Genomic DNA, 12,461 nt, shown 5'->3' on the forward strand with positions numbered 1-12,461 from the left:
GGGCAACGGTGTCACTGCCACCCGGGGCAACGCTGTCACTGCCACCCGGGGCAACGGTGTCACTGCCACCCGGTAGGTGCTGTCTCGACGCGGCGCCGAGTGCGGGCTAGGTTTCTTGCCCATGGTCACGATGGTGGAACCGACCCGCCTGCCGAGCCCGCGTGCGCGAACCCTCTGGACCATCGGCGCGGTCGCGCTGTGGCTGCCCGTCCTCCTGGCGCAGATCGTGTGGGCCGTGTTCGACGGGAACCTGCGCGACGATCCCACCGGGCCGGTTGCCGGTGTGCACCTGCTGGTCCTGGTGATCACGGTCGCGCTCGCCGTCGTGCACATCGTCGCGGTGCCACGGTGGCGCTACCGGGTTCACCGCTGGGACATCAGCGACACCGCCGTCTACACGCGCTCGGGATGGCTGACGCAGGAGAGTCGCATCGCCCCGCTCTCGCGCGTGCAGACCGTCGACACCGCGCGTGGCCCGCTGGAACGGATGCTCGATCTGTCCACGGTCACCGTCACCACCGCGTCGTCCGCGGGCAACATCACCATCACCGCCCTCGACCGGGCCGTGGCCGACGATGTGGTTGCCCACCTCACGCGCGCCGCCGCTGCGATGCGCGGCGACGCGACATGACCGCGCCGGTCCCGGGCGCCGCCGCCGAACCGCCCTGGTTGCGCCTGGACGCCCGGATGCTCGCGATCCACCCGGTGCGCGAGGCGATCCGCCTGCTCCCGGTGCTGCTGGTGGCCATCTTCGCCGGGTCGGCGAGCGGCAATCACCTCTCCGGGATCATCGTGGCGGTCGTGCTGGTGTTCGTCGCGATCGGACGCTGGCTCAGCACCACCTACCGCATCGGGGACGAGCGCATCGAGATGCGCGCCGGCATCGTGCGCCGGACCACCACGTCGATCCCGCGCAGCCGAGTTCGTAGCGTCGACGTCGAAGCGACCGTGATGCACCGTCTGCTGGGACTGTCCATCGTCCGCATCGGCACAGGGCAGCAGGCGTCCAAGGACGGACCGGGCCATATCGAACTCAACGGCATCGCCACCCGCAGCATCGACGCTCTGCGCGCCGAACTGCTCTCCCGCGCGGCCCTCACCGAACCCGACCCCGGATCCTCTGCGGCGCACGAACCGTCGCTCGTGACCCCGGTCCCGCCGCGCGGCGCGGCAGGACCGGAGATGTCCGGCTTCCGCTTCTCATGGGTGCGGTTCGCTCCCCTGTCGACGACCGGCCTCGCCGTCTTCGTCGGCGCCGCAGGTCTGGCCTCGCAGGCCGGGATCTGGGACGACCTCGAGAAGTCGGGGGCGGAGTCGGCGGTCAACGCGACGGCCGATCGCCTGGGAATCGCGGCGACCATCGCGGTGGCGGTGGTGATCGTGATCGCGGGGGCGAGCCTGGTCGCCGCGATCCACTACGTGCTCACCTATGGCAACTTCCGGCTCACCGACGACGGGCACAGCCTGCACGTGGGCCACGGGTTGCTGCGTACGCGGGCGGTCTCGCTCGATCGTGGGCGCCTGCGCGGGGTGACGATGCGCGCATCGATACTGCTGCGCCTGGCCAGAGGTGCGCGGCTCGAGGCGATCATGACCGGCGTCAGCGCCGAGGGCAACGAGTCGTCACTGCTGTTGCCGGCCGCACCTCGCACCGATGTGGTGCGGGTGGGTTCGAACGTGTTGCGACGCGGGCCGATGGCACTGACCGGCGACCTGATCTCGCACGGACCGATCGCCCTGCGCCGCAGGATCACCCGCGCGCTGCTGCCCGTGCTGATCCTGGCAGGCGCCACCGCGATCTGGGCAGCTCTCGCCGACCTCCCGTGGTGGATCGCGGTGGTACTCGCCGGCGCGGCGGCCGTCGCACTCGTGTTGGCCGTCGACCGCTATCGAGGGCTCGGGCACGGCGTGGAGCCGGGCACCCTGGTGGCCTCGTCGGGTTCTCTCGAGCGTCGTCGCCACGTTGTCGACGCCGCGGGAATCGTCGGTTGGACGGTGCGGCAGAGCTTCTTTCAGCGACGGGCGGGGGTGGCCACCGTGATCGCGACCACCGGCGCCGGTCGGGGCCACTACGACATCGTGGACGTACCTGTCGGCGATGCCTGGTCGATCGTCGAGGCGGCCAGACCGGGATCGGGCGACGTGTGGGCCCGTCGCGGGTGAGTCGCCTGCGGGCGCTCGATCGCGACGTCGCGGCGTGCCGAGCCTGCCCGCGACTGGTGTCCTGGCGCGAGCACGTCGCGGCGACCAGGCGAGCCGCCTACGTCGACGAGAACTATTGGGGCCGAGCGGTTCCCGGCTTCGGACCGGCGGACGCGGCGTTGCTGGTGGTGGGTCTGGCGCCCGCCGCGCACGGCGCCAACCGGACCGGCAGGATGTTCACCGGCGACCGCAGCGGCGACGTGCTGTTCGCGGCCTTGCACGCCGTGGGTCTGGCCACCGCACCGATGTCCGTGAGCCGAACCGACGGCACCGAACCGATCGGCACCCGCATCTCCGCCCCCGTGCACTGCGCGCCGCCCGAGAACAAACCGACGCCCGACGAGCGCGATCGCTGTCGACCGTTCCTGCTGCGTGAACTCGACATCCTCGCTCCTACACTGCGGTCCGTGGTGGTCCTCGGTGGGTTCGGCTGGCAGGCGCTGCTGCCGGTGTTGGCCGAGGCCGGATGGGTGGTGCCGACCCCGCGGCCGAAGTTCGGACACGGTGTGCGCGTGGACCTTCGACCCGCTGTCCGCGGTCGCGCGCCGGTGGCTCTGTTCGGGTGCTACCACGTGAGCCAGCAGAACACCTTCACCGGCCGATTGACCCCGGCGATGCTCGAGGACGTGCTCGGCGCCGCGGCCCGGGCGGCGGGACTCGACGGGCCCTAGACCTTCGAGGCCGGGCCGGTGAGGTTTCCGAGCGCGCGCACGCGCGCGGTGATCAGCAGCGCCGCCGGTGGACCCATGCCGCCGATGATCAGCAGCAGGGTGCGCCAGTCGGAGAGCACCAGCGCGTCGCCGCCGGGGCCGCCGAGCGTGCAGAGGAAGAACCCCACCGCGAAACCGATGAGCGGGAGCGCGCTACCGGCGGCGCTGCCCGACACCCGCCCCGCGGCCCGCAGCAACACCACGTTGGCCACTCCCGCGAGGAGCGCGCTGATCGGGAGAGCGGTACTGCCCACGTACAGCGGCAGGAACAGCACCGCCAGAACGGCGCAGAGGAACCCGTCGAAGGTCAGGGCGGCGAGAGTGGCCACGTCGACGCTGCGCAGGACTCCGCGCGCGCGAGCGACCGCAGTGGCGTCCGGCAGCGGTGTGGAGCCGGGAAGCGTCACGATCGACCCCCCGCGAATACCGGGATCAGCGCTTCGGGAAACCCAGCGTGACCAGGAAGTTGCTGGCATCGATGGCGAAGGCGTGCACCGTCGCGTTGTACAGAGCGGGAACATCCACCCAGGGCGCCTTGAACGGGTTCAGCAGTTGGCCGAGCAGTTCCAGGAAAGACATCGAGCAAGCTCCTCAGGTTCGTTCCGGCCGGCGACGCATGGCGTCGATCGGTGATGCGGCTCACAGCGTACCCGTCGCATCGATACCGGCCAGCAGGTCACGTTCGAGACCGACGGAGTCCACCGTGCCGCGGACCCCGGCCACCAGCACGTACTGCTCGTCGGCCAGGACGGGTTGGACCACGTTGTTCGACAGCGCGTACGCCCGACCCGACTCCGAGACAGTCAACTGCGTCGCGTGCGCGCGCAGGGCGGCGAGCTTGCGATCGAGCACCGGCCGAACGTCGATGGAGGTGGTCACCACGGAATCGGGCACGCTCGGTAGCTCACCGGCAGCCGGCTCACGCCAGGCGGGCGGATACTCGCCGAGGTCGGCCAGCCCGTCCGCCAACTGTCGTGCCCCGGTGACCGTCCAGTAGAACTTCTGCACCGACCACGGGTCGCCGAGGTCTGCCCGGTACCCGGGGTCTGCGGCCGCGTACAGGGCCGCGGTGGTCACGGTGTGGACCTGCTGATGATCGGGGTGGCCGTATCCACCCGGCGGGTCGTAGGAGACCACCACGTGCGGGCGGACCTCGCGCACCACCTGCACCATCGCGCCGACCACCTCGTCGCGGTCGGCATGGACGAACGCGCGAGGATGCGCCGACGTCGCCGGGTCCACCATCCCCGAGTCGCGCCATCGGCCTGCGCCGCCGAGGAACCGCGGCGGGTCGCACCCGAGGGCCTCGAGCGCGCGGGTGAGTTCGTGGATGCGGTAGCCACCGAGCTGATCCGCCCGATCGACCACCAGATCGGCCCAGCGGTCACCGATCACCTCGCCCTCCTCGCCGAGCGAGCAGGTGACCACGGTGACCCGGGCACCGGCGTCGACGGCCAGGGCGATGGTTCCACCGGTGGTGATGGACTCGTCGTCTGGATGTGCGTGCACCAGCAGCAGCCTCGGTGCGCCGGTCACCTGGTGTTCCTGACCCATCCGGCGGCCCCCCCGAACACCCCGGCCGCGGGCGGCCCGACCAGTGACACACCGCCCACGCCGGGGCCGACCGCGACCGTCGAGGTGTCCTGGATGATCGGCAGCACCGACGCCAGAGCCCACAGGGCGGGCTCGGCGGCAGCGATGGTCTGGGCTGCGTCGGCGGCGCCGACGAGCGCCCGGTCGATCGACGGCTGCAGAGCCGGGTCGCACACGCCCGCGACGTTGCTGAGCGCCCGCGGGTCCACGGCTCTACCGTCGACGAGCGGCGCACTGCAGCCGAAGCGGGATGCCAGTGCGGTGGCGGGATCGGCGCCCGCCCGAGTCCACCCGACCACGGCGTCGACGGTTCCGCCCGTCAGTGCCTCACCGTAGAGCTCGGTGGGGTCGAGCGTGCTCACACTGACCTCGACACCGGATCTGCGGAGCTGATCGGCGGCGGTGTTCGCGACGGCAGCTGCGATGGCGTCGCCGGTGGCGGTACCGATCACCAGCGTCAGTGGGCCGCGGACACCGGGTTCGACCGGGGTGGCCGGCGCCGTGGCGGTGGCCGACTGCGGGCCGTTCACGACCGGGGCGCCCGCCGGAAAGCCCTGCCCGCGCAGCGCGGCGACGGCAGCGTCGACCCCGAGCGGGGGTGGATCGGTGGGCGCGTAGCCGCGGTCGGACGGCACGAGGAGCTGGGCGCGGGTCTGGCGATCGTTGATTCCACCGCCTGCGGCCACCGTCGCCAGCAACGCCGGATCGAGAAGACCCATGACGGCGCGCCGGGTCGAGACGTCCGCCAGCGCCGGTCGCCGAGCGTTGAGGACGAATTCGAGTGCCCGCGGCTGCGGCAGGGTGGCGACGGTCAGGCCGGAGATCGCCTCGAGTTGCACACGGGCGGCGTTGCCGTCGCGTACCTGGGCGACCTGCGCGTCACCCGAACGCATCGAATCGGCCAGCTGCGCGGGCGTGCCGCCTCGGCGCAGGAGAACCTGATCGGGTGTGGCCGGGGTGCCCCAGTATCTGTCGTTGCGTTCGAGGAGGATCTCGTCGCGCCCCTTGTCGACGGACTTGACGCGAAACGGCCCGCCCGAGACCGGCACGTTCTCGCGCAGACCGTCCTCGAATCCGCCCGGTGAGTCCTTGACCAGGTGCGACGGCAGAAGTGCCGTGAACAGCTCACGCCACGCCGGGTAGGCCTCGGCGAGGATCACCGTCACCGTCTTGCCACCGCCGGAGGACTGCACGTCGCGGATGAGGGAGTACCCGGCCGGATCGACCGCCCCCGGCGCGGTGATCATCTGCTGCCACAGGTAGCGGAAGTCCTCCGCCGCGATGGGCGCGCTGTCGGACCACTGAGAATCACCCCGCAGCACGTACGTCAGGGTGAAGGGCGCGGTGTTGGTGACCTCCGCGGAGACCATCAGCGACGAGTCGAGTGTCCAGATCGTCGACCCGTCCGGTCCCGGGGTGGGACGGAACGGGCTGGGAAGCACCATCGACGCGACGGCCACCGTGGCGGGCGAGAGGTCGGCCACGAGGTGCGGGTTGAACCCGACACCGGTGTCGTCGACGGCAACGACCACGGGGTTGGTCGACGTCGAGGCCGCGGGAGCCTTCGACGAGGTGGTCTGCGTGCTCTGAATCGGAGGTGGCGGGTTGGCCGCGCACGCGGACAGCATGAGGGCGAGCACCGCCACCGCGGCGATCCGCGCGCGGGCCGGGCGTTCGGTGGTCGAGCCGGTCGGGCGCACCCCTAGAGGGCCGCCTTGTCGCGGGACTTGCTGCGCGAGCGCTCGCGGGCTCGCTCGTTGCCGTCGAGGTGCACCTTGCGCACGCGCACCACCTCGGGCGTGACCTCCACGCACTCGTCGGCGGCGCAGAACTCCATGGCCATCTCGAGGTCGAGCTTCTTCGGCTTGGCGAGGGTCTCCATCACGTCGGCGGACGACTGACGCATGTTGGTCAGCTTCTTCTCGCGGGTGACGTTGATGTCGAGATCCTCCTGACGCGGGTTGATGCCGACCACCATGCCCTCGTAGGTGTCGGCGCCCGGCTCGACGAAGAACGTGCCGCGGTCGGCGAGCTGGATCATCGCGAACGGGGTGACGCTGCCCTGACGGTCGGAGACCAGCGAGCCGGTGTGGCGCGCCCGGATCTCACCGGCCCACGGCGCGTAGCCGTGGAAGACGGCGTTGGCGATACCGGTTCCGCGGGTCTCGGTGAGGAAGTCGGTGCGGAACCCGATGAGCCCGCGCGAGGGAACGATGAACTCCATGCGCACCCAGCCGGCTCCGTGGTTGGACATCTGGACCATCTTTCCCTTGCGGGCGGCCAGCAGCTGGGTGACGCTGCCGAGGTGCTCCTCGGGGGTGTCGATGGTGAGCTCTTCGAACGGCTCGTGCAGCTTGCCGTCGACCTGCTTGGTGACCACCTGCGGCTTGCCGACGGTCAGCTCGAATCCTTCGCGCCGCATCTGCTCGACGAGGATGGCCAACGCCAGCTCACCGCGGCCCTGCACCTCCCACGCGTCGGGACGGCCGATGTCGAGTACGCGGAGCGAGACGTTGCCGATGAGTTCCTGATCGAGCCGTGACTTGACCATCCGGGCGGTGAGCTTGTGTCCGCTCACCCGACCCACCAGCGGGCTGGTGTTGGTGCCGATGGTCACCGAGATCGCGGGCTGGTCGACGGTGATGCGTGGGAGCGCGACCGGGTTCTCGAGATCGGCCAGGGTGTCGCCGATCATGATGTCCGGGAATCCGGCGACGGCGACGATGTCCCCGGCCACGCCCGTCTCGCCCGGCACTCGCTCGACGCCGATCGTGGTCAGCAGTTCGGTGACCTTGGCCTTCTGCACCACGGGCTCGCCGTCGATCTCACGCATCCAGCTCACCGTCTGGCCCTTGCGCAGCTCGCCGTTGTGGATGCGCACCAGCGCGAGGCGTCCGAGGAAGGCCGAGGCGTCGAGGTTGGTCACGTGTGCCTGCAGCGGCGCCGAGGGGTCGCCCTTGGGTGCCGGGATGTAGTCCAGCAGCACCTCGAACAGGGCGTCGAGGTTCTCCGCGTCGGGCGCACTGCCGTTCTCGGGCTGCTCCCTGCTCGCCTTGCCCTCTCGCCCGGAGGCGTACAGCACGGGCAGGTCCAGGGCCAGTTCCGCGGCCTCGGCGGCCTCGTCGTCGAGATCGGAGGCAAGGTCGAGCAGAAGGTCGTGGCTCTCGGAGACCACCTCTTCGATACGCGCGTCGGGGCGATCGGTCTTGTTGACCACAAGGATCACCGGCAGTGATGCCGCGAGGGCCTTGCGCAGCACGAAGCGCGTCTGCGGCAGCGGCCCCTCGGAGGCATCGACCAGCAGCACGACGCCGTCGACCATCGACAACCCGCGCTCGACCTCGCCGCCGAAGTCGGCGTGGCCGGGGGTGTCGATGACGTTGATGACGGTGGTCGATCCGTCGGCGTTGCGGCGGTGGACCGCCGTGTTCTTCGCCAGGATCGTGATGCCCTTCTCCTTCTCCAGGTCGCCGGAGTCCATGACCCGGTCGACCAGTTCCGCCCGCTCGGCGAAGGCGCCCGACTGGCGCAGCATCGCGTCGACGAGGGTGGTCTTTCCGTGGTCGACGTGCGCAACGATGGCGACGTTGCGGAACGAGACGGGGGCTGGGGTGCTCACGCGGAACTTCTCCTGGGTCGAGTGGGGGTGCGGGGCCAGCGGCCCAGAGAGCGCGCTCCGTCGCGGCACGAAGGCGACCGCCATAGTTTAGCCGCCACACAGCAGTGACGACGCTCACCCACACACGGCAGACCCTTCCCAAGAAAGTTAGGGCAGGGTAACCTCAGGCTCATGTCGAGCAAGGTCTCCGCGGCACGAGTTGCCTCCCTCAAGCCCAAGAAGAAGTGCTGCCGAAAGGACCTGCGCTGCATCACTTGTCCGCTGGTGGTGATGCGGATGCAGAAACTGCAGAAGGCAGGCGCCACGGGCAAGGAGCTGAAGAAGGGCCTTGCGAAAGCACGCGCCGCCTGAACTACCGGCCAGGGCGCAGCAGGGCGGCGAGCTCCTCGACCCACACTCGGTCGGCGGGCACCCACTCGAGCGTCGCCAACTCCTGCGCGCGCACCCGCGCGAGCGCCCGATGCTCCCGCGCCGTCGGTGTTCCGCTCAGGCGTTCCACGCGGTACGCCCGCAGCACCACCTGCGCCCCCGTCGAGGTCGGCTCGAGCGCGACGTCCCCTCCGATCCGCTCGTGCACCACCACCTCGACGGCCAACTCCTCACGAAGTTCACGCACCAGGGCGTCGGCCTCGGACTCGTCGTCGTCGACCTTCCCGCCCGGCAACTCCCACAGCCCGGCCAGTTCCGCCGGTGTCGCGCGCTGCGCCACCAGCAGCGTCGAGTCCTCGATCAACGCACCCGCCACCACCACGTTCACCGTCATCGCCACACCCCCGCCCGCTCAGAGGGCACTATCGAAGGCATGACCGCACAGGCGAAACTGACCGACGACGCCATCACGGACGCGTTGCGCACCCTCCCGCTCTGGCAGCGCAGTGGTGAGGCACTCACCCGGGCGGTGACGGCACCGACGTTCCTCGAGGCGATCGACCTGGTGACCCGCGTCGCCCGGGCGGCCGAGGAGGTCGACCACCATCCCGACATCGACATCCGCTGGCGAACGGTGACCTTCACCGTCTCCACCCACTCCGCGGGGGGCATCACGGGGCTGGATGTGGCATTGGCGTCGACGATCGATCGGCTGGCGTCGGCGTAGCGTCGACCCGCGCGCGGCGACCGACGTAGGCGATCCACAGCCACGTCACCACGGTCCCCACCACATTCACCGCGCCGAGCCAGGCCAGCAGAGCCGGGCGCTGCACGGTCCAGATGTCGGGTTGAGCGAAGCTGAGGAGCCAGGGAACGCCGACCAGTGTGGTCACCAGCCAGAAGCCGGCAACCAGTCGCGTCCCGAGGTGACCGGCGTACGGGCCGTGCAGCAACCAGATGAGCAGGGGAACCACCCACACCCAGTGGTGCGACCACGAGATCGGCGAGACCAGCAGCCCGAAGTACTGCACGAGCATCAGAGTGCCGAGGCGATCGTCGGCGGCGAGGGCACGCCAGGCCACCACCGCGAGCACCGCCACCACGACCACCGCACCCACCAGCAGCGGCCCGGTTCCGACGTCGCGGCCGACGATGCGCGTGAGGGCTCCGCGTAGCGACTGGTTCCACACCGACCCCACCGGCCCGATGCGCGAGGCGTCGCCCAGGATCGAGGTGAAGTACCGATGCGTCTGACCGGGCGCGATCAGAGCGCTGATCCCGATGGTTGCGGCGAACGCGACGGCCGACCACACCGCCGCCGCCCACCGACGTCGGGCGAGGAAGTACAGGCCGGTGACCGCCGGAGTCAGCTTGATCCCCGCCGCGATGCCGACCATCGAGCCGGACAGCGCGGACGACGCACTGCGTGCGGCCAGCATCGCCAGCAGCACCAGGAAAACGTTGACCTGGCCGTAGTCGAGAGTGGTGCGCAGCGATTCGGTCCACAGCCCCACCGCCGTCCACAGCAGAGCGGCGCGCCGGCCGTCGACGCTGTGCGCGCGCTCGCCGAGCACCATCGACAGCGCGATCCGCACCACCGCGTAGAGGGCAGCGGCGGTGCCGACCTGCCACGCGATACCGACGAGCGTGAACGGTAGGTAGTGGAGCGGGAAGAACACCACGGCGGCGAACGGTGGGTAGGTGAACGGGAGGGGGAAGTCGGGGGTCTGGTCGGCGTAGACGAACCCGTAGAGGTCGCCGCCGTCGAGAGCTGCGGACCCGTCGACGTACACGTGCAGGTCGACCCAGTTCATCCCGTTGGGGGTGAAAAAGGTCCACAACGCCCGCAGAATCAGCGTCGAAATCAGCAAATGTGGTGCGAATCGCAACAGGATCGACGCTGCCGACGCCCTCTCCGAACTGCCCGCCGATCGTGCCATCACGTTCTCTGCACTCTCCGTAGCTGGCGTTTCGCGGTTCCGACGACGCGGCCCGCGGGGGTACCGGTCGAGCCTATCGGTCGATTCGGCTCGGTTGTACAACCGGTGCGAAACCTCCTTAGGCTTGCAGAGCACGACCGACAGCTCGATCCGCTCGCGACCTTCCAGGAGTTCCCCGGTGCGCCGTACCCTTTCGACCCGAAGTCTGATCGCGGCCGCAGCCGTCGCTGCGGGGGTCGCCCTGGTGCCCGTCGCCGTCCCCTCGCCCGCTGTGGCCGACCCGATCCCGCCGGCAGCCGATGCCGGTGCGGTGCTCGGCGTGATCCCCTCGATCATCGCGTCCCTGCAGACCACCCCGGCCGGTCTGGTCCCCGCCGATCTCCTCGCGCAGATTCGCGCAGCGCTGGCCTCCGCACCGCTCCCACCGGAGGCCAAGGCCACGGTCGAGTCGGTCATCACGTTCCTCGACGGCAGCGAGGGCGGTGGTCCGGACATCCCCAGCGGCGGGCCCGTGATCGCGCAGTTCCTCTACCCCACCGTCGCGTTCGGATGCATCTCCACCACCGGCAACTCGGTCGGGTCCGCATTGGCGGTCTCCGGTCCGGCCACCCTGCCGCCCCCCGGCCCCCGCCCGGGCCAGGCAGGCTTCGTGTTCACCGCGCTGGGAACCGCGGCGCTCGCCGACCGCCAGGCCGCACCGCTGGTGGTGAACTGGGTCAACATCGACACCCTGCGCACCGGCTCCGCCGTCCTGGACGGCAGCGCCGGCATCAACCCCACCGGCCCGGCGACTCTGTCGACGGTCGTCGACACCGGACGCGGGCGGGTCCTCGCCTCGGTGGGCGGCTCGGTGTCCACTCAGGCGGGGCTGCCCTGCAACTTCCCTCCGACGGTCGCGGCCTTCGTGGTCTGAGCCGGCTCGGGACCTACGAACCGAAGTTGATCCCGGAGTAGATGTAGTTCAAGAAGTCGTAGAACAGATCGATGAGAACGGACATCTCGCGCTCCTGGTCCAAGTCGTGGTGTCTGTGTTGCCCTGTGACGTCGCTGTCCTCTGTGACGTCGCTCGCAGCTCGCGATCGGTTACACCCGCGGCGATCAGGCCAGTGACCACTGACCGAAATCAGCGCTGAGAACCGTGTTGATGTCCACGCCGACACCGTCGATGGTGTCGTCGTCGATGCGGATCTGGTGCAGGTCGGCATTGGGGTGGACGTAGCCCTCCGGCGTACCCCAGTCGTGCTGCCACAGGAAGTTGCCCAGCCGGTCCGCGATGACGCGATCGATGGTCGGGGTGTTGGCGTACACGCCGAGGTCGACATCGCCGATCACCGACTGCCACCCCTCGAGGTATGGCGCGATCATGGAGTGGTACTCGGCTTCGGTGGGATTGTCGTCGATGGAGGCGTAGATCGGCCGTCCCGTCGGGCCGCCCGCTGCGGTGTGCAGTTCGATCGCCCGCTCGGCGTGACGCTTGCCCGCCTCGAGCCCGCCGCGCCAGTCGGCGGTGGGGCCCTTCCCGAACTGGTAACACGAGACCACCTGCGCTCCCGCTGCCGTGAGCGCCTCGGCCTCGGCCGCGGTGAGGGGTTTGCCGGTCATCCACTGCGCGCCGGGCCGACGGTCGGAGACGTAGCGCACGGCACCGATGTGACCGGCCGCCAGGATCGCCTCGGCGGACGGAACGCCGCCGGCGAAGTCGACGACGGTACCGAGAACCGGCCGGGTGGACTCCGCTCGTGCTCGCCCGGCGAGTCCGCCGAGCCCGACGGCGGCTACGCCCACCGCAACGGAGCCGCGGCCGGCGTGTCGGAGGAGGTCGCGGCGTGAGAGATGCACGTAGTTGTCCGTTTCGTTGCTGTGGCCGACCGTGGCGCCGCACCCGAGCACCCGGCCGTGGAAGAGGTGTCGACACCGATTGCACCACAGGCACCAATTGCCACGCCAGTCACTCCGGCAACTTTCAATCGTGTAATTCGCTCGGGCGCAACGATCCTCGCGAACTCTGGCTGCGGCCACCTAGGATCG

General features: G+C 70.1%; 14 protein-coding genes. 6 read left to right on the forward strand and 8 right to left on the reverse strand.

The window, feature by feature from the left end; translation table 11 throughout:
* Nucleotides 1-121 precede the first annotated feature (121 nt).
* Genes ACY48E_RS12800 through ACY48E_RS12810 form a run of 3 tightly spaced genes read left to right on the forward strand, consistent with a single transcriptional unit; the run spans nucleotide 122 to nucleotide 2,873 of the window.
* Nucleotides 122-631, forward strand: coding sequence for a PH domain-containing protein (locus tag ACY48E_RS12800; protein WP_462872579.1), 510 nt, complete (start codon nucleotides 122-124; stop codon nucleotides 629-631).
* On the forward strand, nucleotides 628-2,163 hold the full coding sequence (locus tag ACY48E_RS12805) for a PH domain-containing protein (RefSeq protein WP_462872580.1): 1,536 nt from the start codon (nucleotides 628-630) through the stop codon (nucleotides 2,161-2,163). The genes ACY48E_RS12800 and ACY48E_RS12805 overlap by 4 nt, the downstream gene beginning before the upstream one ends.
* Nucleotides 2,160-2,873, forward strand: coding sequence for a uracil-DNA glycosylase (locus ACY48E_RS12810; protein WP_462872581.1), 714 nt, complete (start codon nucleotides 2,160-2,162; stop codon nucleotides 2,871-2,873). The genes ACY48E_RS12805 and ACY48E_RS12810 overlap by 4 nt, the downstream gene beginning before the upstream one ends.
* On the opposite strand, the gene ACY48E_RS12815 is transcribed toward ACY48E_RS12810, so the two are convergent.
* The 5 genes from ACY48E_RS12815 to typA all read right to left on the reverse strand — a co-directional run bounded on the left by ACY48E_RS12815 (nucleotide 2,870) and on the right by typA (nucleotide 8,124).
* Nucleotides 2,870-3,319 carry a hypothetical protein gene (locus ACY48E_RS12815; RefSeq protein WP_462872582.1) on the reverse strand — a complete coding sequence of 150 codons (450 nt, stop codon included), beginning with the start codon at nucleotides 3,317-3,319 and terminating at the stop codon, nucleotides 2,870-2,872. The two genes, ACY48E_RS12810 and ACY48E_RS12815, sit on opposite strands and share 4 nt — an antisense overlap.
* A 25-nt stretch (nucleotides 3,320-3,344) precedes the next feature.
* Nucleotides 3,345-3,491, reverse strand: a complete 147-nt coding sequence (locus tag ACY48E_RS12820; protein WP_462872583.1) for a hypothetical protein — start codon at nucleotides 3,489-3,491, stop codon at nucleotides 3,345-3,347.
* A 60-nt stretch (nucleotides 3,492-3,551) separates the two neighbouring features.
* Nucleotides 3,552-4,466, reverse strand: coding sequence for an N-acetyl-1-D-myo-inositol-2-amino-2-deoxy-alpha-D-glucopyranoside deacetylase (gene mshB, locus ACY48E_RS12825; RefSeq protein ID WP_462872584.1), 915 nt, complete (start codon nucleotides 4,464-4,466; stop codon nucleotides 3,552-3,554).
* Nucleotides 4,445-6,133, reverse strand: a complete 1,689-nt coding sequence (locus ACY48E_RS12830; RefSeq protein ID WP_462872646.1) for an ABC transporter family substrate-binding protein — start codon at nucleotides 6,131-6,133, stop codon at nucleotides 4,445-4,447. Before ACY48E_RS12830 ends, mshB begins: the two co-directional genes overlap by 22 nt.
* Before the next feature lie 74 nt (nucleotides 6,134-6,207).
* Nucleotides 6,208-8,124, reverse strand: a complete 1,917-nt coding sequence (gene typA / locus ACY48E_RS12835; RefSeq protein ID WP_462872585.1) for a translational GTPase TypA — start codon at nucleotides 8,122-8,124, stop codon at nucleotides 6,208-6,210.
* 171 nt (nucleotides 8,125-8,295) lie between these two features.
* Here typA and ACY48E_RS12840 point away from each other — a divergent pair, with 171 nt between their 5' ends.
* Nucleotides 8,296-8,475, forward strand: a complete 180-nt coding sequence (locus ACY48E_RS12840; protein WP_462872586.1) for a hypothetical protein — start codon at nucleotides 8,296-8,298, stop codon at nucleotides 8,473-8,475.
* Between the two features lies 1 nt (nucleotide 8,476).
* On the opposite strand, the gene ACY48E_RS12845 is transcribed toward ACY48E_RS12840, so the two are convergent.
* The gene (locus ACY48E_RS12845) at nucleotides 8,477-8,887 is read right to left on the reverse strand and encodes a (deoxy)nucleoside triphosphate pyrophosphohydrolase (protein ID WP_462872587.1); all 411 of its coding nucleotides are present in this window, start codon (nucleotides 8,885-8,887) and stop codon (nucleotides 8,477-8,479) included.
* Between the two features lie 39 nt (nucleotides 8,888-8,926).
* On the opposite strand from ACY48E_RS12845, the gene ACY48E_RS12850 reads away from it, so the two are divergent.
* Entirely contained in the window at nucleotides 8,927-9,220 is a 294-nt protein-coding gene (locus ACY48E_RS12850; protein ID WP_462872588.1) for a 4a-hydroxytetrahydrobiopterin dehydratase, read from the forward strand.
* Here ACY48E_RS12850 and ACY48E_RS12855 read toward each other — a convergent pair.
* A complete protein-coding gene (locus ACY48E_RS12855; RefSeq protein WP_462872589.1) occupies nucleotides 9,165-10,433 on the reverse strand; it encodes a mannosyltransferase in 1,269 nt (422 codons plus the stop codon). The genes ACY48E_RS12850 and ACY48E_RS12855 overlap by 56 nt on opposite strands.
* 178 nt (nucleotides 10,434-10,611) lie before the next feature.
* On the opposite strand from ACY48E_RS12855, the gene ACY48E_RS12860 reads away from it, so the two are divergent.
* Nucleotides 10,612-11,346 (forward strand): Rv1157c family protein, encoded by a 735-nt coding sequence (locus ACY48E_RS12860; RefSeq protein ID WP_462872590.1) that lies wholly within the window; start codon nucleotides 10,612-10,614, stop codon nucleotides 11,344-11,346.
* A 185-nt stretch (nucleotides 11,347-11,531) separates the two neighbouring features.
* Here ACY48E_RS12860 and ACY48E_RS12865 read toward each other — a convergent pair whose 3' ends face one another.
* Complete coding sequence (locus ACY48E_RS12865; RefSeq protein WP_462872592.1) at nucleotides 11,532-12,272, reverse strand: DUF1906 domain-containing protein; 741 nt, start codon at nucleotides 12,270-12,272, stop codon at nucleotides 11,532-11,534.
* Nucleotides 12,273-12,461: the final 189 nt, after the last annotated feature.

The organism is Rhodococcus sp. AZ1 (assembly GCF_054979605.1).